General features: G+C 35.5%; 13 protein-coding genes and 1 pseudogene. 1 reads left to right on the forward strand and 13 read right to left on the reverse strand.

The genetic code is table 11. The annotated features are described in order from the left end of the window. Window positions 1-138: 138 nt before the first annotated feature. The 11 genes and pseudogenes from rpoC to guaB all read right to left on the reverse strand — a co-directional run bounded on the left by rpoC (window position 139) and on the right by guaB (window position 19,044). Window positions 139-3,801, reverse strand: a complete 3,663-nt coding sequence (rpoC, locus tag HMPREF0446_RS07880) for a DNA-directed RNA polymerase subunit beta' (RefSeq protein ID WP_020991451.1) — start codon at window positions 3,799-3,801, stop codon at window positions 139-141. Between the two features lie 225 nt (window positions 3,802-4,026). After that, window positions 4,027-7,504, reverse strand: a pseudogene (gene rpoB, locus HMPREF0446_RS07885) (DNA-directed RNA polymerase subunit beta); the annotation flags it as partial. 503 nt (window positions 7,505-8,007) lie between these two features. Beyond that, window positions 8,008-8,295 (reverse strand): hypothetical protein, encoded by a 288-nt coding sequence (locus HMPREF0446_RS07890; protein ID WP_006703902.1) that lies wholly within the window; start codon window positions 8,293-8,295, stop codon window positions 8,008-8,010. Between the two features lie 340 nt (window positions 8,296-8,635). Continuing rightward, entirely contained in the window at window positions 8,636-9,424 is a 789-nt protein-coding gene (locus HMPREF0446_RS07895; RefSeq protein ID WP_006703903.1) for an alpha/beta fold hydrolase, read from the reverse strand. A 604-nt stretch (window positions 9,425-10,028) separates the two neighbouring features. Next, window positions 10,029-12,890: a pneumococcal-type histidine triad protein gene (locus HMPREF0446_RS07900; protein ID WP_006703904.1), complete on the reverse strand. Its 2,862-nt coding sequence runs from the start codon at window positions 12,888-12,890 to the stop codon at window positions 10,029-10,031. A gap of 489 nt (window positions 12,891-13,379) precedes the next feature. Beyond that, on the reverse strand, window positions 13,380-13,853 hold the full coding sequence (locus HMPREF0446_RS07905; RefSeq protein ID WP_006703905.1) for a QueT transporter family protein: 474 nt from the start codon (window positions 13,851-13,853) through the stop codon (window positions 13,380-13,382). Further along, the gene (gene queC / locus HMPREF0446_RS07910) at window positions 13,853-14,497 is read right to left on the reverse strand and encodes a 7-cyano-7-deazaguanine synthase QueC (RefSeq protein WP_006703906.1); all 645 of its coding nucleotides are present in this window, start codon (window positions 14,495-14,497) and stop codon (window positions 13,853-13,855) included. The genes HMPREF0446_RS07905 and queC overlap by 1 nt, the downstream gene beginning before the upstream one ends. Before the next feature lie 11 nt (window positions 14,498-14,508). Then, on the reverse strand, window positions 14,509-14,997 hold the full coding sequence (gene queF / locus HMPREF0446_RS07915; protein WP_006703907.1) for a preQ(1) synthase: 489 nt from the start codon (window positions 14,995-14,997) through the stop codon (window positions 14,509-14,511). 169 nt (window positions 14,998-15,166) lie between these two features. Beyond that, window positions 15,167-16,513: an MATE family efflux transporter gene (locus tag HMPREF0446_RS07920; RefSeq protein WP_006703908.1), complete on the reverse strand. Its 1,347-nt coding sequence runs from the start codon at window positions 16,511-16,513 to the stop codon at window positions 15,167-15,169. 220 nt (window positions 16,514-16,733) lie between these two features. Continuing rightward, window positions 16,734-17,195, reverse strand: coding sequence for a Dps family protein (locus HMPREF0446_RS07925; RefSeq protein WP_006703909.1), 462 nt, complete (start codon window positions 17,193-17,195; stop codon window positions 16,734-16,736). Between the two features lie 370 nt (window positions 17,196-17,565). Then, window positions 17,566-19,044: an IMP dehydrogenase gene (gene guaB / locus HMPREF0446_RS07930; protein WP_006703910.1), complete on the reverse strand. Its 1,479-nt coding sequence runs from the start codon at window positions 19,042-19,044 to the stop codon at window positions 17,566-17,568. 212 nt (window positions 19,045-19,256) lie between these two features. On the opposite strand from guaB, the gene HMPREF0446_RS07935 reads away from it, so the two are divergent. Beyond that, window positions 19,257-19,937 carry a M15 family metallopeptidase gene (locus HMPREF0446_RS07935; RefSeq protein WP_006703911.1) on the forward strand — a complete coding sequence of 227 codons (681 nt, stop codon included), beginning with the start codon at window positions 19,257-19,259 and terminating at the stop codon, window positions 19,935-19,937. 111 nt (window positions 19,938-20,048) lie between these two features. On the opposite strand, the gene HMPREF0446_RS07940 is transcribed toward HMPREF0446_RS07935, so the two are convergent. Both HMPREF0446_RS07940 and HMPREF0446_RS07945 read right to left on the reverse strand, forming a co-directional pair. Next, entirely contained in the window at window positions 20,049-20,750 is a 702-nt protein-coding gene (locus HMPREF0446_RS07940) for a hypothetical protein (RefSeq protein WP_020991452.1), read from the reverse strand. A gap of 224 nt (window positions 20,751-20,974) precedes the next feature. Further along, window positions 20,975-22,228: a BaiN/RdsA family NAD(P)/FAD-dependent oxidoreductase gene (locus tag HMPREF0446_RS07945; RefSeq protein ID WP_006703913.1), complete on the reverse strand. Its 1,254-nt coding sequence runs from the start codon at window positions 22,226-22,228 to the stop codon at window positions 20,975-20,977. Window positions 22,229-22,432 lie beyond the last annotated feature (204 nt).

A 22,432-nucleotide genomic window follows, 5' to 3' on the forward strand; every position in this document is an offset into this window, starting at 1 on the left:
GTAAGGTGAATAGTAGCCACTCTTCTGGCTACTATTCCTAGGAAACTTCGAGACCTAGGCTCGAAGTTTAGCAATGAGACTCGCTTCGCGAGGCTGCTTGCGTCCTTTACTACTATTTGGAAAGTCAATTTCTAACTTTTAAGCTTCTGTTGTTACTTCCACTGTTCCTTCAGTTACAATTCCTTCCGCTAACTCTTCAGTAGCTTCAACGAATTCTTCTGTTTGAACTGGTGTAGAAGTGCTTGTTTCCATATTACGGTAACGAGCCATACCTGTACCAGCAGGAATAATCTTACCAATGATAACATTTTCCTTAAGTCCAAGTAAGTGGTCTTTCTTACCACGAATAGATGCGTCTGTTAACACACGAGTAGTTTCTTGGAATGAAGCTGCAGATAAGAAACTATTTGTTTCTAATGAAGCTTTTGTAATACCAAGTAATACTGGACGTGCAGTCGCTGGAACTTCACCATTCATAATTGCAGAACGGTTACGTTCAGTAAAGTCTGCGATATCTAATAATGTTCCTGGTAAAATTTCAGTTGAACCTGGATCCATTACACGAACTTTACGTAACATTTGACGAACCATTACCTCAACGTGTTTATCTCCGATTTCTACCCCTTGCATACGGTATACTTTTTGTACTTCACGTAATAAGTAGTTTTCTACTGACAATACATCACGAACACGTAATAATTCTTTGGGATCGATAGAACCAGATGTTAATGGTTCACCACGATGGATTGTTTGTCCTTCTTCAACATTTAAGCGAGCTGTAAATGGAACAGTATACGTACGTGTATCTGTTGCACCTTTAATTGTGATTTCTTTAGTACGGCTTCCCGCATTTTCATCAATTGATACAACTTCACCTGTTACTTCTGTAATCGTTGCTCCCCCTTTAGGATTACGAGCTTCGAAGATTTCTTGGATACGAGGTAAACCTTGAGTAATATCGTCTCCGGCTACCCCACCGGTATGGAAAGTACGCATTGTTAACTGAGTACCAGGTTCCCCGATAGATTGAGCGGCAATTGTACCAACTGCTTCCCCAACTTCTACTTCTGAACCTGTTGCTAAGTTACGTCCATAACAATGTTTACATACACCATGTTTAGTATCACATGTAAATGCAGAACGGATTGTTACTTCTTCAATACCAGCATCAATAATTTTACGAGCAATATCTTCTGTAATTAATTCATTGTGACCAACAAATACTTCACCAGTTACTGGATCTTTTACAGAACGTTGTGCATAACGTCCAATCATACGTTCTTCTAATGTTTCAATCATTTCATTTCCTTCACGGATTGCTGAAATTGTTAACCCACGATCAGAACCACAATCTGTTTCACGGATAATTACGTCTTGAGCTACGTCTACTAAACGACGAGTTAAGTAACCTGAGTCGGCTGTCTTCAAGGCAGTATCCGTCATCCCTTTACGGGCACCGTGTGTTGATAAGAACATCTCCATAACCGTTAACCCTTCACGGAAGTTAGATGTTACCGGTAATTCCATGATTTTACCATTCGGAGCGGCCATCAATCCACGCATCCCCGCTAACTGTGTAAAGTTAGAGATGTTACCACGGGCTCCAGAGTCACTCATCATGAAGATTGGGTTACGAGCACCAAGTGTTTTCGTTAATGCGCTTTGGATTTCATCTTTTGCAGCATTCCATGTTTCGATAACACGTTCGTATCTTTCGTCATCTGTAATTAAACCACGACGGAATAATTTAGAAATTTCATCAACTTGGTTATGTGCATCTGAAAGAATTGTCTTTTTATTTCCTGCAACAGAAATATCTGCAATCCCTACTGTTAAACCAGCACGAGTTGAATATTTATATCCTAAGTCTTTCATACGGTCTAACATCATTGATGTTTCTGTAATGTGGAAACGTTTGAAGACTTCCGCAATGATTTGACCTAAGTTTTTCTTCTTGAATGGTAAAACGATTGGTTGTTTTGCAATTTCTTCCTTAATATTTGAACCTGGTTCTAAGAAGTATTTATCTGGAGTAGCTACTTCTAAGTTTTCCATTGATGGTTCATTTAAGTAAGGGAATTCGTCAGGCATAATTTCATTGAATAATAATTTACCAACTGTCGTTACTAACATGCGTTCTTTTTGCCATTCTGTAAATGGTTTATGAGGAAGCGCACTTGCGTGAATTGCAATACGGCTGTGTAAATGAACATATCCATTTTGGTATGCTAACATTGCTTCGTTCATGTCTTTGAAGTACATTCCTTCTCCAACACGACCTTCTTGTTCTAATGTTAAGTAATAGTTTCCTAAAACCATATCTTGAGATGGAGTTACTACTGGTTTTCCATCTTTAGGGTTTAAGATATTTTGTGCCGCTAACATTAATAAACGAGCTTCTGCTTGAGCTTCTTGTGAAAGTGGCACGTGAACCGCCATTTGGTCTCCGTCGAAGTCGGCATTGTAGGCCTCACACACTAATGGGTGAAGACGAATTGCACGACCTTCTACTAGAGTTGGTTCGAATGCTTGAATTCCTAATCTGTGAAGAGTAGGTGCTCGGTTTAATAGAACTGGGTGTTCACGAATTACTTCTTCTAAAACTGCCCAAATATCATCGTCTAAACGTTCAATTTTACGTTTTGCACTCTTAATATTTCCAGCAATTTCACGTTCTACTAATTCTTTCATTACGAATGGTTTGAATAATTCAATTGCCATTTCTTTTGGTAAACCACATTGATACATCTTCAAGTTTGGTCCTACTACGATTACAGAACGTCCGGAGTAGTCTACACGTTTACCAAGTAAGTTTTGACGGAAACGACCTTGTTTCCCTTTAAGCATATGACTTAATGATTTTAATGGACGGTTACCTGGTCCTGTTACTGGACGGCCACGACGACCATTATCGATTAAAGCATCTACTGCTTCTTGTAACATACGTTTTTCATTTTGAACGATGATACGTGGAGCATTTAATTCTAATAAACGTTTTAGACGATTATTACGGTTGATTACACGACGGTATAAATCATTTAAGTCACTTGTTGCAAAACGTCCACCTTCTAATTGAACCATTGGACGTAAATCAGGTGGGATAACTGGAATAACATCCATTACCATCCAACCAGGTTTATTTCCTGATTCACGGAAAGCATCTAAAATATCTAAACGACGGATTGCACGAGTACGTTTTTGTCCTTGAGCTGTTTTTAACTCTTCTTTTAATTCTGCAATTTCAGCTTCTAAGTCAACATTGTTTAATAATTCTTGAACAGCTTCCGCACCCATTGCTGCGTGGAAACGAGTTCCAAATTCCATACGTTTTTCACGGTATTCACGTTCACTTAATAATTGTTTTTTCATTAATGTTGTATCACCAGCATCGATAACAACATAGCTTGCAAAATAAATGATTTCTTCCAACGCACGAGGACTCATGTCTAACACAAGTCCCATACGGCTAGGAATTCCTTTAAAGTACCAAACATGTGATACTGGCGCAGCTAATTCGATATGTCCCATACGTTCACGACGAACTTTTGAGCGAGTTACTTCAACGCCACAGCGATCACACACTTTTCCTTTATTATTAATTTTCTTTAATTTACCACATGAACATTCTAAATCTTTAGTTGGTCCAAAAATCTTTTCACAATATAGACCATCACGTTCTGGTTTCAAAGTACGATAGTTGATTGTTTCTGGTTTGGTTACTTCACCATATGACCATTCACGAATCTTATCAGGAGACGCTAAACCAATTTGCATACTTTCAAAATTATTTACATCTATCAAGGGGCCAACCTCCCTCTTCTTTGGAATTGCCCTACGATTCCAATAGTTATTCTTAGTCTAAAGTTTCTTCTGTATCTTCTGAATCTTGAATTTCTTCAGTTTCTTCTACTGCTGTTTCAACTACTTCTGTTTTTTCTCCAGAAAGTTCAGCAATACGGTCAGAATATTCATTTAACTTACGTGTTTTTTCGCTCATTTTTTCAACATCATTGAAATTCATACGAGCATCATCGTCCATGTCTTCTAACTTAATTTCTTCATCATTTGCGTCTAATACTTTCATATCAAGACCTAAAGCTTGTAATTCTTTTACTAATACGCGGAATGATTCAGGTACACCTGGTTTAGAAATTTGTTGACCTTTCACGATTGATTCGTAAGTTTTCACACGACCAACAACGTCATCTGATTTGTATGTCAAGATTTCTTGTAATGTGTATGCAGCACCATATGCTTCTAGCGCCCATACCTCCATTTCTCCGAAACGTTGTCCACCAAATTGAGCTTTACCTCCAAGAGGTTGTTGAGTTACTAATGAGTAAGGTCCAATTGAACGAGCATGAAGTTTGTCATCAACCATGTGAGCAAGTTTAATCATGTACATTACACCTACTGATACACGGTTATCAAATGGTTCCCCTGTACGTCCATCATATAAAATTGTTTTCGCATCACGAGCCATACCTGCTTCTGCAACAGTTCCCCAAACATCTTCATCTTGCGCACCATCAAATACTGGTGTTGCAATGTAGATACCTAATTCACGAGCTGCCATCCCTAAGTGTAACTCTAATACTTGTCCAATGTTCATACGTGATGGTACCCCTAATGGGTTTAACATGATATCAACTGGTGTTCCATCAGGTAAGAATGGCATATCTTCTTCCGGCATAATACGAGAAACTACCCCTTTATTACCGTGACGTCCGGCCATCTTATCCCCTTCATTAATTTTACGTTTTTGAACAATGTATACACGAACTAATTTGTTTACTCCTGGCGCTAATTCATCACCTGCTGCACGAGTGAATACACGTACATCACGAACGATACCGCCTCCTCCATGAGGAACACGTAATGATGTATCACGTACTTCACGGGCTTTTTCACCGAAGATTGCATGTAATAAACGTTCTTCTGGTGATTGTTCTGTTAATCCTTTAGGAGTAACTTTACCAACTAAGATATCCCCATCTTTAACTTCCGCACCGATACGGATAATTCCGTTTTCGTCAAGGTTCTTCAATGCATCTTCCCCAACGTTTGGAATTTCACGGGTAATTTCTTCTGGTCCTAATTTTGTATCACGAGCTTCTGAATCATAGTCATCAATATGGATTGAAGTATATACGTCATCTTTTACAAGACGTTCGCTCATGATAACCGCATCCTCATAGTTGTATCCTTCCCAAGTCATGAATGCAACTAGAACATTTTGTCCTAATGCTAATTCTCCTTGTTCCATTGAAGGACCATCTGCTAGGATTTCCCCAACTTCTACTTTGTCTCCTTTTGAAACGATTGGACGTTGGTTATAACACATACCAGCATTTGAACCATGGAATTTAGTAATATTATATTGGTCTAATGAACCATCTGCAGTACGTACACGTACTTGATTTGCATCAACAAATTCTACGATACCTTCACGTTTACATAGTAAAGCTACCCCAGAGTCATGCGCTGTTACATATTCCATACCAGTACCAATAAATGGTGCTTTTGGATTTAATAACGGAACTGCTTGACGTTGCATGTTGGCACCCATTAACGCACGGTTTGAGTCGTCGTTTTCTAAGAACGGGATACATGCTGTCGCAACAGCAACTACTTGTTTTGGAGATACGTCCATGTAATCTACACGTTCTACAGGAACTTCTAAGTTTTCTGATACGTAACGAGCCATTACTACATCGTTTACGAAGCTTCCATCTTCATTTAATGGTGAGTTTGCTTGCGCTACTACATAGCGGTCTTCTTCATCTGCTGTTAAATAATCAATCTTATCTGTTACTTTATGAGTTTTCCAGTCTACACGACGGTATGGAGTTTCAACAAATCCATATTTATTAATTTTAGCGTATGATGATAAACTGTTAATCAACCCGATGTTTGGTCCCTCAGGAGTTTCAATCGGACACATACGACCATAGTGAGAATAGTGTACGTCACGAACTTCATATCCGGCACGGTCACGAGTCAAACCACCAGGTCCTAAGGCTGATAGACGACGTTTGTGAGTTAATTCTCCTAATGGGTTTGTTTGGTCCATGAATTGAGATAATTGAGATGAACCAAAGAATTCTTTAATCGCTGCTACTACAGGACGAATATTTACTAACTGTTGTGGCGTTACTGTCGCAACATCTTGGATAGACATACGTTCACGAACCACACGTTCCATACGAGATAAACCGATACGGAATTGATTTTGTAATAATTCACCTACTGAACGAATACGACGGTTACCTAAGTGGTCGATATCGTCTGTTGAACCGATGCCTTCATATAAGTTTAAGAAGTAACTAATTGTAGCTAAAACGTCAGCTGCTGTTACACATTTAATTTCATCTGGAATATTTGCATTTCCGATTACTTTAATCACTTTTTCAGGATCTTGTGGTGAATACACTTGAACAGATTGAATCGTTACAGGTTCTTGGATAACCCCTTCACTTGAAGGATATAATGTAAATAAGTTTGCTCCTGCTTCTAATGCTTGTGCTACTTTTTCCATAATTTCTTTTTCAAGAACTGTTCCTGCTTCAACAACGATTTCTCCTGTTTCAGGATGTACGATGTTTTCAGCAATTGTTTGATTTAATAAACGTGTTTTTAAGTTTAATTTTTTGTTTACTTTATAACGACCTACTGCCGCAAAATCATAACGACGTGGATCAAAGAATCGAGCTGTTAATAAGTTACGTGAACTTTCAGCTGTTTTTGGTTCACCTGGGCGTAGACGATCATAAATGTCTTTTAAGGCTTCTTCTGTACGTGATTCATCCATACGTTTATGAACATCTTTATCTAATGTTAAACGTAATGTTTCACTTTCACCGAAGATTTCTAAAATTGTATCATCTGATTCAAAACCTAACGCACGAACTAATACTGTTAATGGAATTTTACGAGTACGGTCAATACGTACATATGAAATATCTTTTGAATCTGATTCATATTCTAACCATGCACCACGGTTAGGAATTAAAGTTGCGCCATATAAGGCTTTACCATTTTTATCTGGGCGGTCATGGAAGTATGAACCTGGTGAACGTACTAATTGAGATACAATAACACGTTCTGCACCATTAATGATAAATGTTCCCATTTCTGTCATTAATGGGAAATCTCCAAAGAAGACTTCTTGGTCTTTTACTTCTCCAGTTTCTTTATTCACTAAACGCATTTTTACATAAATTGGTGCTGCATAATTTGCGTCGTGATTTCTTGCTTCAGCAAGATTATATTTTGGAGCATGTAATTCATAATCTAAAAATTCTAATGATAAATTACCTGTATGGTCTTCGATTGGTGAGATGTCTTTAAACATTTCACGAATCCCTTCATCTAAGAACCATTGGTAAGAATCAGTTTGAATTTCAATTAGATTTGGTAATTCTAATACTTCACTGATTCGTGCATAACTTCTACGCACACGGTGTTTACCGTATTTCACATCATGATGTGCCAACTCTTCCACCCCTATATCATAATTTTATGAATAAATATTACAAATTTATTACATTGTTAAGTTTTCGTAACAAATGCCGCCTGAAAGTCGTTTTTGAACAAAAAAAAACCAAAAGAATTTCTTTATCCCTTATTAAAAAGAGTGCTCATTCTTTTGTTTTTCCTAATATTCACGGGATTTCTGGACAATATTTCAGTTTCCCGCAAGACTATAGTTACACTTATTGCGTTACATTATTTTAGCGTGAAATTGGCGATTTGTCAAGGTTTTGAGGGTCTTTCTTTGCGTGTTTATAAGAAAGTGCATACATTTTTTTCGTAGTAAAAGAAAGAAGAAAAATGCTTTTTGTTTGCGAGGTCGCCAGTAGCCTCGCTGGCGAGTCTCTTGGCTAAAAATCGAGCCTTGGTCTCGATTTTCACCTGCAATAGAAGCCACCTCCTGGCTTCTATTGCTTTCGCTACAAAAAGATTTTTCTGCTTTCTTTTATACTGTTTTGCGTTTCTTCACTATTCTTAACACTCTGTTATATCAATTTTTAAATTGTAGTGAATAGGAGTAGAGAAACCTTTTTCTTTTATTTGGTCCAATATTTCTGGCAATGATTTTTTTGTAGCCAATAAATATTGAAGATGGCGTTCTAATCCATTATAGTTTCGTTTTTCTTTTGGTAAAATAATATCTGCTATAAAATCACTTTCTATTTGAATACCCGTTACCATTTTATCTGTGACAACCAAACTGAAAACTGGATCGTTTGAAATAAGAAATGTTAGTTTTTGTCCATTGATTTTATTTGTCATCGTTCTATCCTCTTTCGTATACCACTGATTTTTGCTATTAAACTACTATTCTTTTCTTCTGTCAATTTTTTTGAAGTACGTAAAAAAAGAAAGAAAGCAGAAAAATGCTTTTTATTTGCGTAGTCGCCAGTAGCCTCGCTTGCGAGTCTCTTGGCTAAAAATCGAGCCTTGGTCTCGATTTTCACCTGCAATAGAAGCCATGCCTTGGCTTCTATTGCTTTCGCTACAAAAAGATTTTTCTGCTTTCTTTTATATTATATTTACGTTTTTTTACTGACAATACTTTTTAAACAAAATTTATGAAAAGTCGACAAACCTAGGTATTATATAACTTTGTAGTTTAGTTACTATGATGAACATCTTTTTCCAAAAATGGATTAACCAAATCCATCCACTCCAAAGACAGATAAGCTGATAGATAACCGTGATTATATCCTTTCGCTTCATATACAGTACAATTAGGATGCATTTTTTGAAACAGCTTAGCCGATTCCTTAACGCAACCCATTTCTTTTTCACCATAAATATATAGAACCTGTGCTTTACTTTCTGTAATAGAATCTTTAAGCCTATATTCTCCCATATATGTTTGATACATAGTCACCAATGTTTTAATCGGAATCCTTGGCATATCCTCCATATAATAGTCTTCTATTTCTTGCGAATAAGCCATATTGGGATAAATTTTTTTCATTAAACTCAACTGAATTTTACTTGCATATTTACTAAACATAAGTTTTCCGAATAATTTTACAATAATTGTACTAACCCTTGCCAGTTTTGGCTGAGGAATACAAATGCTACCATCTATTATTGCTTTCTGAGCTATATCACTATTTAGCGATAATAACTCAATAGCAATTTGACCTCCCAAAGAAACACCACCCACAGCAAATAATTTTCCATCGCAATTATTTTTTATATAGTCCATAATTTGCTGTGCGGAATTTTCAGTTGAAATATACTCTTTTTGATATTCTTCTCCATGACCATTAAGTGTTGGTAATATCACATGATATTTATCGGATAATATACGAGCTTGCCGAAGATAATTCCACCAGGAATTACCTCCGCCGTGTATCAATAATATATGTGGAAATTTTTTATCACCAAATTCATGAAATATCATATTCCAAAACCTCTACAAACTCAAATTTGTTAGCTAATAAGTTTACTCGCTAACTTATACACTTAATTTATTTTTTTATTTTCTAAGCACGAGACCAATTAAAAAAGTCTAATGAAGTGCTTTATTGCTTTCATTAACTATATATACATAGTCATTTTTTGAAACCCCTTAACTACCGTCAGTTTAACATATTTTTTCTTTATTGTAACCCTGGATTTTTTTCGATTTAAGATCTATCAAACGCCTCTTGCCCTGCTCCCAAGAATACATTTCACGCTTACTTCTGATAACTTTTTTTGTTTGTCATATCCTTTTGAACAGTATTTATTTTTTTTAAAGTGTTGTACTTCGTTTTATAATTCGACTAAAAGATGAAAGAAAAATTTTTGTTGCGAAAATACTGGAAGCCACGTCTGGCTTCCAGTATAGGTAAAATTTGAGACCAAGGCTCAAATTTTAGCCATGAGACTCGCTAGCGAGGCTGCTGGCGACCTCGCTAACACAAAATTTTTCTTTCATCATTTAGCATTTACCATTACCAGATTTTCAAAACACAAAAAACGCCTAAATCTTTTCGTCGATTTAGACGTTTTCCATCAATATATTATGCTGTAAAATCAGCCATGTTCTTTTTAACGACTTCCCCACTTGGTAGACGTAGCTCAATAGTTCCATCCATATTAAAGATAACACTATCTAATCCTAATCCGTAACTAGCAGCAAATTTTGCAATTTTCTCTTGTACTGGATCTACTGCTGGTGCTTCTTCTAACATTGGATCAAGCATAGGATCCACTCCTGTCTTTCCTTCTGGATTTAACATTCCATTATCTGTTGAATTTTCAGGTTTCACAGGTTTTTCACTTGGTTTTGGAGCCTCTGGTAAGGAATCTGTTGGTTTATTTTTACTACTTCCTTGAGATGCTTCTCCTGTAAAATCTGCCATATTCTTTTTAACGACTTCTCCACTTGGTAAACGTAATTCAATCGTTCCATCCATATTGAAAATGACACTATCTAATCCTAATCCGTAACTGGCAGCAAATTTCGCAATTTTTTCTTGTACTGGATCTACTGCTGGTGCCTCTTCTAGTCCTGGTTCAGAAATTGGATTCTCTTTTGGCTTTTCTGTCTCAGGTTTTAATCCTTCTCCTGTTGTTTTTGGAGTTTCCTCTTTTTCTACAGGTTTCAATCCTTCATCTTTTCCAGTTGGTTTTGAAGGTTCTTCTACTTTTCCAGTTTCTTTTGGTGATTCTTCAGCTTTTTCTACAGGCTGAGAACTTTCTTCTGTGCCATGTCCTTTAAATTGTGATAAAATTCCAGGTTTTTCTGTTTGATTATTCTTCTCTAAAACTGGAACTTCCACAATATAAGAAGATTGATTGTCTAAATAGGCATTTGCCATGAAGGTTACTGGAATTTTATTACCTGCTGTCATTGTAGTTCCTTGATTTAATTTTGGAATTGGAAGTTGAATTTCTCCCACTTTGTAGTTATTTTCTAAGTACGCATTTCCATGAAATTCATCAAATACTCTGACTAAAGCATCAGTCCCTTTTGGTACTGCATATTGAGGTTTCACTCTTAAATAAGTATCTCCTGCATGGAATGGATAAAAAATCGTACGACTTGCCATATTGTATGCTAATGAAGATAGAACGGTAAATGTTCCTTCATAATTTACTTCTGGATAATCTTTTGATGTAATCGTGTATTTAAATATTTCGCCTGGTAAATATGGTTTATCTAATTCAAAATTAGCAATATTCCCGACACCTTCACCGAATACTTTTCCTGATAATTTTTCAATCGTTTTTCCATCTGGAGTCGTTAATTTCACCATCATATTTGTTCCTAATTTTTTCTCTAATTCTGGTGGGAAACTGAAGGATACACGTTTATGTCCATTTGCTAAGGTGAAGTTTTGGTTATTAAATGTGCTGTTTTTTAATAATTTTACAACACTTGCTAATTCTTCACCTGTATAAACTTTATTCCCTTCTTTTTTAGCAACTCCTTCTTCTGGTTTGAAGAGTTCATAATTACTATGAGAGTGACCAATTCCAACTGGTTTATGTTCATCAATTGGATCAGCGTGATGGTGATCTCCATGCGGATAAATAATGGCATTTTTTTCTTTATTGACTACAATACTTTCACGTTTTACACCGTATTGTTTCATAATACCAGCAATTTTTTCTTCAATTTTTTTATCTAACTCACTCATTTCTGCTGGCTTCGTTGCATCATCATGGTGATGTTCTTCTTTAGGAAGCGTTGCAGCCCCATTATAGCGTGCTTTAGCAGCTTCTAAATGTTCTTTTGGAATTAAATGTTCCCATTTTGTATGAACTAATTGTTCAAATGGAATAACATGTATATCTTTCATATTTCCATTATGTGCCACTAATAAGTTTTCTCCTGATGTACCAATAATATGATTCCCATCAAATAAAAATCCGTCACTCGTTCTATAATGAATTCCGGCAAATTGTTTTTCTTTTGGCTGTGTAGTCGGAGCTTCTGTGTTTGGTTTTGTTTCAGGCTTAGTAAGAGGTGTAGCACTTTCTCCTGTTAAACCATGTAATTCCTTTTCTACCTTTTCAGCTTTTTCAATCGTTGATGCAACAATATCATGATGTGAATTTTCATGATTCACTTGATTTTTATAAATAAAGTGGAAATGATCTCCGTGTCGCACTACATAACCTTCTGCTGTTTCACTAACAATATCTTTTTTATCAAATACATAGCCATCATGGTGTTCACCTTCGTGGTCATGTTTGTCTCCCTCATGATCATCGTGCTCACCTTCGTGGTCGTGATGTTCGCCATCGTGTTCATGGTGCTCTGTAGTTACTACTGGATTTCCTTGTTTATCTTTATAAATAAAATGGAAATGGTCTCCATGACGAACGATATACCCTGTTTCTGTTTCACTTACAACATCTTTTTTATCAAATACATAACCATCTTCTACTTCTTCATGATGTTCATTCACTACTGAATTTGTAGCAATTGTTGTTGCTAGTGTTTGTTGGGCATTATTTTTATAAATAAAGTGGTAATGATCTCCGTGACGAACAACATATCCCATTTCATTTTCTTCTACAATATCATTTGGATTAAACACATATCCGTCATCTGCAGAACTAATCGCTGTTGCTGAAGTCTTTTGTTCAAAAATAGCATCTGCTGGAGGAGCTCCATATACAAAATGGTAGTGATCTCCATGTTTTTTTAAATATCCATTTTCGAATACTTCTCCAACAATTGTTTTTGGTTTGTTTTCTTTTACTTCTTCAGCAATTTTTTCAAATTTTGCTAAATCAGCTTTTGAAATTTCTGTTGTTGTAGTTTCTGATTCTGTTTGCTGACTTGTGTTTTGAGTATTAAACAGTGAACACCCTCCCAATAAAACAAGACTTGCACTCCCAATCAGTAATGATTTTTTATGAATTTTCATTTTATCTCCTTCTCCTATAAAACGTAATCTTTCCGTTTTATAACTTTACTCCCCTTTTCATCTTCTGTCAATATTTTTTGATTACGTAATACAAGAAAGAAGAAAAATACTTTTTGTTTGCGAGATCGCCAGCAGCCAGCTAACGCTGTCTCATGGCTAAAAATCGAGCCTCGGTCTCGATTTTTACCTGCAATAGAAGCCACCCCTGGCTTCTATTGCTTTCACTACAAAAAGATTTTCCTTCTTTCTTTTATACTTTATTTACGTTTTTTTCACTGAAATGTTTTAGTTCCAAAAAGGGCATTACACTACGTTTTCTAATCCAACTCAAATAATCAATGAAAAATTTTTGTTACCTTACTAATGAGACTCGCAGAGGCTGCTGGCGACCTCGCTAACACAAAATTTTTCTTTCATCTTTTCGCTCATACGTTCAAACAAAAAAAGACTTCGAAACACTATTACGTTTCGAAGTCTATTCATCATTTTCTATTCAACTACAGTTTTATCTAAAAATCCTGTTAAGAATTTTTCAACAATAAATGTACCTAAGAAGGCAAATAAAATATTCGACACAGCTACGCCAAATACACTAGGCCAGAATGGTACTTGTAAAGAGTAATACAATGCTGCAGCTACTACAAAACCACACCAAATTCCATAAGCAGCACTCTTCACATAAGAATTTTTAAAAATACGATTAAAAATATATAAACTCACTGATTGAATTAAAAATCCAGATAAAATATCAATCGGTCCAAGAGGGCTTGGAATATTACTAATCATTACACCAATTAAAATCCCTAATGACAATTGCGGTTTATAAAATGGAACACCCATTAATAAAGTTGATAAACGGAACTGAAACATTCCGTAAGAAATAGGATTAATTAATGTTAAAACAACATATAATGCACCTATTAAAGTGTTTTGTGTTAATAATCTAATTTGTTTTTTATTCACTATAAAATCTCCAATCCATTTGCTAAAAAGGCTTTATTTCGATCAATACAAGTTCCACATTTTCCACATGGAGGATACACACCATTATAACAACTGTACGTCAATTCATAAGGAACTCCTAATTCGACTCCTTTTGCGACAATATCTTTCTTTTTCACTTGTCCAAATGGAGCTGTCAATCGAACTTTGCCTCCACTTCCTAATTGAACAGCCTGATTCATCGCTTCAATAAATTCAGGTGAGCAATCTGGATAAATGACTCCTGAATCATCCAAGTGTGCCCCAAAATAAATTTCAGAAGCGCCTTTTTGCATCGCAATTCCTGCTAAAATCGAAATAAAAATTCCATTACGAAACTCCACTTCTGTATTTGCTTCTGTTTGAGTCGCATAATCTCCTGTACTCACTTCAATATCATTACCAGCATTTAAAGACGATTTACTTCCTGAAAATATAGAACTTACCTCTAAAATTTGATGAGGAACTTTGTAATAGGCTGCAATTTTTCTAGCAGCTTCTAATTCCAATTCCTTATGCTTTTGATTATATGAAAATGAAATGGCTTCAACCTGGGGATCTTGACTCAAAGCAAGCGATAATGCAGTTGAACTATCGACTCCACCACTTAATAATACTAATTTCATCCTGATTCTCCTTAACGGTTATCCACTTTTTCAGGATATAAATCATGATTCATCATACGGTGATCTGCTACTTGTTCCCATTTAGTACCTGGTTTTCCATAGTTACAATATGGATCAATAGAGATTCCTCCACGTGGCGTAAATTTGCCCCAAACTTCAATATATTTTGGATCCATTAATTTTACTAAATCTTTCATAATGATATTCATGCAGTCTTCATGGAAATCTCCACGATTTCTAAAGCTAAATAAGTATAATTTTAAAGACTTACTTTCTACCATACGTTCTCCTGGAACATAGCTAATATAAATTGTCGCAAAGTCAGGTTGACCTGTAATTGGACATAATGAAGTAAATTCTGGACAATTAAATTTTACAAAATAATCATTTTCCGGATGTTTATTTGGGAATGACTCTAGCACTTCTGGTGCATAATCGTCACGATAAACTGTTTTACTTCCTAAGTGTGTAATTTCTCCCATTTCTTCGTTTTTTCTCATTGTTCTTCCTTCTTTCCGGACTATTTAGACATAAAAAATTCCTGAAAAACACCATCGTTTTCCAGGAATTGATTGATCATTTCATGTTCAAATAAGCCCTAGTTTTGTTTATAGACAGGATGGTTACGAACTGTCTGACAAATATTCTACCATAAATGAAAGGAAATGACTAGTCTTGAACTAAACGATGAATCCATTTTTGAGAATAAACACGATAAAGTCCTACGACTACTTTTGTCACTTCTTCCATACCTGCACAAATGACAACGATAGTAACTGGTAAATGCCACACTCCTGCTGCTAGAAGAGATAATGGTACGCCGACTAACCAGACACAACTCATTTCTAATTTCATTCCATAATGAGTATCCCCACCACCTCTTAAAACACCTACAACAATAACGGAATTAATCGTTTTTAAAATAAAAATGATTCCCATTACTTGTAATAATTGTTGACCAAGAGTATATACTTCTGGACTAATATGTCCAAATAATAATAATGTCCATTGTGGCGTTAAACTTTCAATAGCTCCAATGACTACACCCGTTATAATGGATAAAATAATAAATCGATAAGCATCTTTTTTTGCTCGATCAATTTTATTTTTCCCAATACTTTGCCCAAGCATAATACTACAACTACTTCCTAATCCACGTACGATAACAAATGCTAAACCTTGAATCGCAACTGCAATTTGCACCGCTGCAGTGGCTTGAGTTCCTACCATCGCATAAGCTGCATTATAAAATACTTGCCCTAATGCCCAAAATGTTTCATTGACAATAACTGGTAAAGTTGTCTTCCAGTAGACCGTCCAAAACTCTTTTGGAATTTTTTGCAAATGTCGAATCGGAATTTGAAGCGGACCTTGATAACGTTTGATGACAAAAACTAACACTCCAATTTCAATCATTCTCGCTACAACGGTTCCTAACGCTGCCCCGACAACTCCCATTGCTGGCAATCCTAATTTCCCAAAAATAAAAATATAATTAAAGAAAGCATTGGCGACAAAACTACTCATCGTTGCTATTAATGGAACCCGTGGATTTCCTGTACTTCTTAAAGCACTACCTAATGAAAAACTCCATACAGTAATGACATAGGTTAAGGCAGCTACACGTAAATAGTCTCCACCAGCTTGAACAACTGTTGCATCATGGGTAAATAATTCTAAAATTCCATAAGGGAATAACATTGCAACAAGCATAAATGCCACAGAAACAGCTGTAGACAACATTAAACTTGCTTGATTAATTTTTCGAACTTGAGGAACATCCCTTACACCCCAATATTGAGCGAATAAAACTGAGGAACCTGTGTTAATTCCAAAACAAATCAATGTAAATAAGAAAAACACTTGGTTTGCTAAACCAACACCAGCAATGCTCGCATCTCCAAGAGAGGAAATCATCATTGTATCTAATGTGTTCAAAAATGAAGTTAGTAAACTTTGCAATGCAACAGGTATCGCAATCGCAAACATTTGTTGATAAAACGCCTTTGAATTCATCTCATCCTCCTTTTATCCTGTATCTATTTTTTCTAAATCATTTTCTCTTAAACTATTCTATACTTTTGGAGAACTTCTTTCAATTGATTGTGTTAAAATACTTTTTTTCCCTTAAAATTTGAATCTGCCCTTAAAAAGGACACAATTTAAGGGCTAATTTTTCCAACAAAAAAACGGACGATTATCTCATCCGTTTTTCCATTCTATTTTAGTGAACTGATTAGATTCCAGGTGCTTCGTTTAAGTGTGCACGTAACATCCAGATTAATTTTTCAATATCGCCTTTGAAGCCGATGCAGATATCTTGTGATACATCATCGCCTTCTTCTCCAGCAGCTTCTAAACCTTCTTGGTATAACCCTCTTAAGTATTCATATCCTACTAATAAATGTCTTACCCATTCATCAATTGAACGCTCGTAAGATGCAGGAATATCTTGAATTTTTGTATTATCTGCAAATTCACGTAATGTTGAATATGGTGCTCCCCCAATAGTGATTAAGCGTTCTGAAACTTCATCTAATTGCTCATTGATTTCATCCATTAATTTATCCATTGCTGGGTGTAATGTTAAAAATCCACGTCCACGCATATACCAGTGTGCTTGGTGAATAATTGCTGCTTGTTGGCTTAAGTCAGCTACTAATTGATTTAATACTAATTTTGTTTTTTCTTTTGACATTTGTCATTCCCCCTTTATGAATAAAGTATATCACAGAATAGAATAATTCTAAACTAGAATGCTCATAATTTTTATAAAATTTTAAGTAATAAAGAAATAAATAGACTTTTCGCTGTAGAAAACATGTATGAAACCGTAAGGTTTGCTGCCGTCCCTTACTACTTCAGATAAAGTCCAATCTCATTCATCGGACTCTCATACATACACGTCCAAATAAATGGACTTTTCGTAGTAGTAAACGTAAGAGTAGCCGATAGGTTACTCTTACTCGGGGAAAATCGAGACTACAGGCTCGATTTTTAGCTAAGAGACTCGCAAGGTGAGGCTACTAGCGTCCCTTACTACTACAGACAAAGTCCAATTTACGCCATTACTGGACTGAATAATTAGGCGCTTCTTTGGTAATTTGTACATCATGCGGATGGCTCTCTCTCAATCCAGCACCACTCATACGAATAAATTGCGTATTTTCACGAAGCTCCTCTAAATTATGCGCTCCAACATATCCCATACCAGAACGCAAACCACCAATCATTTGATAAATAATATCACTGGCAGCTCCTTTATACGCTACACGACCTTCAATTCCTTCTGGAACACGCTTATTCGCTTCATTTTTAGATTGGAAATAACGATCACTCGAACCATTTTCCATCGCCGCTAAACTACCCATTCCACGATATGTTTTAAAACGACGTCCTTGATAAATCTCAAATTCACCTGGCGACTCATCAGTTCCTGCTAATAAACTACCTAACATAACGACATGACCACCAGCAGCAATTGCCTTCACAATATCTCCTGAATATTTAATACCGCCATCTGCAATAATCGCTTTTCCATATTCTCTTGCAACTGTCGCAGCATCATAGATTGCAGTTACTTGAGGTACACCAACTCCTGCTACCACACGAGTCGTACAAATAGAACCCGGTCCAATCCCTACTTTTACAACATCCACTCCCACTTCGAATAAAGCACGAGTACCTTCAGCTGTAGCAACATTCCCCGCAATTAACGTTGCATCTGGGAATGTTTCACGAATTTCTTTAATTTTACGGATGACTCCTGCACTATGTCCATGTGCTGTATCAATGACAATCGCATCTACTCCTGCTTCTAATAATGCTTTCGCACGTTCAAAAGTATCAGAAGTAATACCGACTGCTGCAGCTACTAATAATCGTCCATGCTGATCCTTTGCCGAATTTGGGAATTCTATAACTTTCTCAATATCTTTAATAGTAATTAATCCTGATAAATTTCCTTTTTCATCTACTAATGGAAGTTTTTCAATCTTATGTCTTTGTAAAATACTTTCTGCTTCTTTTAAAGAAGTTCCCACCGGTGCTGTAATTAATGGTTCCTTTGTCATTACTTCTTCAATTTCAATCGAATAGTCTGTAATAAAACGTAAATCACGATTCGTTAAAATACCGACTAATTTTTTATTTTCAAATGATTCCACAATTGGAACTCCACTAATACGATATTTTGCCATTAATTCTTCTGCTTCTTGCACAGAATGTTTCGGAGTTAAGAAAAATGGATTCAAAATAACGCCACTTTCAGAGCGTTTTACTTTATGAACTTCTTCAGCTTGCGCTTCAATCGACATATTTTTATGAATAACACCTAAGCCACCTTGACGTGCAATCGCAATCGCCATTGTTGAATCGGTAACAGTATCCATACTCGCACTCATCAATGGAATTTTTAATAATAAATTCTTTGCAAGTTGTACTTGTAAATCCACATCATTTGGCAGCACATGACTTTCTGCTGGAATTAATAGTACATCATCAAACGTATACCCTTCTTTTTGAAACTTCGTTTCCCACATGGACATAATGGAGACCTCCTAGAATCTGTAATTTTTTAATAGCTACTATACCACGAACTAAATAAAATTCAAGTAGTTTTTCATTAGAAAACGGTTAATTTATGAACATTATTTATCCTTTCTAATAAAAATATTCATATTTTTACGTTTTTTAATCCACCATTTTTTCATTTCAATATCTGTGCTACAATAAATACTATGAGTAAAGGGGGATTATCATGAAAAAATTCATTTATATGGTAGCAAGTCTAGCATTTTTAACAGCTTGTCACTCTACCACTACTACAGAAAACAAAGCAGAAACCACTCAAGCAACTGCTACAACTGAACAGACTACTGTAACGACTAAAAAAAGTAATGGAGAAGCTGATCTATCATTAGGGATTCAAATGGTCGTTAACAAAAAACATAAACTTCCTGCTGATTATAATCCAGGAGAAAATCCAATTGCTGGAGAAAAAGTGAGGGAGCTTATTCAAAAAATGCAAGAGTTAGGTTTCAGTATTAGCAATCAATATAGTGGATTTCGTTCCTATGAATACCAAACTCAGCTTTATCAAAACTATGTGAATAAAGATGGAAAAGAAGCAGCAGATACTTATTCTGCTCGTCCAGGATATAGTGAACACCAAACTGGTCTTGCTTTTGATATTTTAAATGGTTCTGGTGGATTATTAGGAGAAAATCCTCAAGATAATAAAGCTATTGAATGGTTGCATAGCCACGCTCATGAATATGGCTTTATTGTAAGATTCCAAGAAGGAAAAGAAGCCATTACGGGTTATCAAGCAGAAGCTTGGCATTTAAGATATGTAGGAGATATTGCAGAAAAAATCTATACTTCAAAACAAACACTAGAAGAATATTTTGGTGTAGAAGGCGGCAATTACGCTGACTGATACTAAAGAAAAAGCCGTTAATCATTCCTGATTAACGGCTTTTCTTTATCATAAACAACGATAATCTCCAATTGTAAAGTAATTAGAGTATTTTTAGTTTTATTCCAATCTTTAATAAATCTGACAGTCTGTCACGATTGAATGTTGTTTTTCTTTTAATGATTCTAATCGTTCTTGATACAAACTTGGGAAAGTTGTCATTCTTGCACGAAGAGGTCTTATTTTTAATACGGAAACTAAATAGTCTACAAATAATAAACAATTATTTCTCCACATTGTATACAACTTAAATTGTGTTTTTCTAAATTTATAAAAAGTTACAGGCATGCATTGTACCATGAAATACGCATACATTTCTTCTAGCTTTTCGCTCACAGGATTAAACGAACAAATATCATCTGGTGGTGACCAAGTAAATGATTCCTTCAATACTTTTTCCAAACGATTTTTAATTAATTGTACTTGTTCGTCAGTCACTTCTAAACTATAAATATATAGTGTTTTTTGGTAATGTCTCTTACAAAATTTAAAATAATCTTCTCTTGGTGCTTTTAACAATACACCTTCGCCTCTAGCTCCATTTAAAATACAAGCTAATTCATCATAATTTCCATAAGAGTATACATAGCCTTCAATACAAATATCTACATGTCCTAAAACTCCCATGCCGATTTCCATCGCATGAACGATAATTTCTAATTTTGATTTTGCTTCCGGAATTGGTCTAGCTTGACTTGTATCCACTTGGGATAAGTCCATTAACGGTAATAAACGAATTCCTTTTTCTACAATTCTTTCTCCCAATTTTACCATATTGAAAGAGATACACCTCGATTCATTTAACAGTTTCGTTGTCATTATATCATAACAAATCTTAAATCGTTACAAAAATAAAAAAACTCCGGCAATTTTTTGCCGGAGAAAAAAAGGATAGAGTTTATTTACTTTTGGGAGGTAAATATTATTCTTTGGGAATGTCTAAAGTATAGTCTCTAATTATGAAGATTTTATGACGAAACTATGCTCTTTTCATATTTTTACCAACCTTGTGCAGCATGTAATCCAGCAACATATCCTGTTACAAATGCTGCTGTAATATTATAACCTCCAGTATATCCATGAATATCTAATAATTCTCCACAGAAATACACTCCTTGAGTAATTTTTGATTCTAATGTTTTTGGATCAACTTCTTTTAGTTGAACTCCTCCACCCGTTACAAAACCTTTTTCAATTGGTAAACTTCCATTAACTGTAAATCTAAAATCTTGAATAGAGTTTAGCAATTGTTGCACTTCTTGCTCAGTCATTTTACCAATTACTTTTTGAGAAGACAATCCAATTTGTTGAAGTAAAAATTCTGCATATCGTTCAGGCATCCATTCTTTTAACGGTGTCTTCACTGTTTTTTGTGGACTATTTTCTTTCCATTCTTGCCATTTGTCTAATAATTCCTGTTTTGTTAAATCAGGTTGTATATTTAGTGACATCGTAACTTCTTTAACGTTGTCTTTTTGTTGTAGCTGATGAACAAAGCTTGAGCAACGTAATACTGCTGGTCCACTGACACCAAAATGCGTGAAAATCATATCCATTTGATGAGTAACGACTGCTTTTCCCTTTTGATTCAATACACTTAATGCAACATTTCTTAAAGAAAGAGCTCGTAATACGCCTTCTTTAATGAAAGTTTCACTACTTGTTAGAGGGACTTCTGTAGCAAATAATGGGGTGATTGTATGTCCAACATTTCTAGCAATTCCGTATCCATCTCCAGTTGAACCTGTTTTCGGATAGGATTTTCCACCAAGTGCTAAAATAACTGCATCCCCTTCGATTCTTTCTCCATTATCTAATTCAACTGCTGAAAACTGTCCTTCTTCTAGGCGAATTGTTTTAACTTTTACATTTGTTCTCACTTGAATGCCCAATCGTTTAATTTCTTCGATAAATGTATTTAAAATAGTTTTAGCAGAATCGGATACTGGAAACATTCTTCCATGGTCTTCTTCTTTTAATTGAACTCCTCGGTTTTGGAAAAATTCGATAATATCTTGGTTATCGAATTGGGAAAAGGCACTATGTAAGAATCGTCCGTTTCCTGGGATGTGTTTAATAATTTCGTCTCTTGAGCGGATGTTTGTTACGTTGCAACGTGTTCCGCCTGTTAAGAGTAATTTTCGTCCTAAGCTTGGATTTTTATCTAATAGAATTACTTCTGCGCCTGCTAATGCTGCACTTACGCTTGCCATTAGTCCGCTTGTTCCTCCACCTACTACAATGACTTTCATAATTTCTCCTTTGTATCTTTATTCGTAATTTTACTATAAGGGAATTGATACTTGACCGTCAAACTATAAGGTGAATAAAGAGAAAATACTTTTGATATAGTAACAAAGGACGGCAGCAGCCTTGCTACCGCAAGTCTCATGCCTAAAATTTGAGCCTCGGTCTCGAATTTTCCTTCCACTAATAACCATTTCCATGGTTACTAG

The sequence above is a fragment of the Granulicatella elegans ATCC 700633 genome (assembly GCF_000162475.2).
Classification (GTDB): domain Bacteria; phylum Bacillota; class Bacilli; order Lactobacillales; family Aerococcaceae; genus Granulicatella; species Granulicatella elegans.

Bases quoted from the DNA above. Each gene is read 5' to 3' on its own strand.
- HMPREF0446_RS07945 (WP_006703913.1), bottom strand. From the start codon at position 22,228: ATGAAAGTCATTGTAGTAGGTGGAGGAACAAGCGGACTAATGGCAAGC.
- queF (WP_006703907.1), bottom strand. From the start codon at position 14,997: ATGAGAAAAAACGAAGAAATGGGAGAAATTACACACTTAGGAAGTAAA.
- queC (WP_006703906.1), bottom strand. From the start codon at position 14,497: ATGAAATTAGTATTATTAAGTGGTGGAGTCGATAGTTCAACTGCATTA.
- guaB (WP_006703910.1), bottom strand. From the start codon at position 19,044: ATGTCCATGTGGGAAACGAAGTTTCAAAAAGAAGGGTATACGTTTGAT.
- HMPREF0446_RS07895 (WP_006703903.1), bottom strand. From the start codon at position 9,424: ATGATATTTCATGAATTTGGTGATAAAAAATTTCCACATATATTATTG.
- HMPREF0446_RS07920 (WP_006703908.1), bottom strand. From the start codon at position 16,513: ATGAATTCAAAGGCGTTTTATCAACAAATGTTTGCGATTGCGATACCT.
- HMPREF0446_RS07940 (WP_020991452.1), bottom strand. From the start codon at position 20,750: ATGGTAAAATTGGGAGAAAGAATTGTAGAAAAAGGAATTCGTTTATTA.
- HMPREF0446_RS07925 (WP_006703909.1), bottom strand. From the start codon at position 17,195: ATGTCAAAAGAAAAAACAAAATTAGTATTAAATCAATTAGTAGCTGAC.
- HMPREF0446_RS07890 (WP_006703902.1), bottom strand. From the start codon at position 8,295: ATGACAAATAAAATCAATGGACAAAAACTAACATTTCTTATTTCAAAC.
- HMPREF0446_RS07935 (WP_006703911.1), top strand. From the start codon at position 19,257: ATGAAAAAATTCATTTATATGGTAGCAAGTCTAGCATTTTTAACAGCT.
- HMPREF0446_RS07900 (WP_006703904.1), bottom strand. From the start codon at position 12,890: ATGAAAATTCATAAAAAATCATTACTGATTGGGAGTGCAAGTCTTGTT.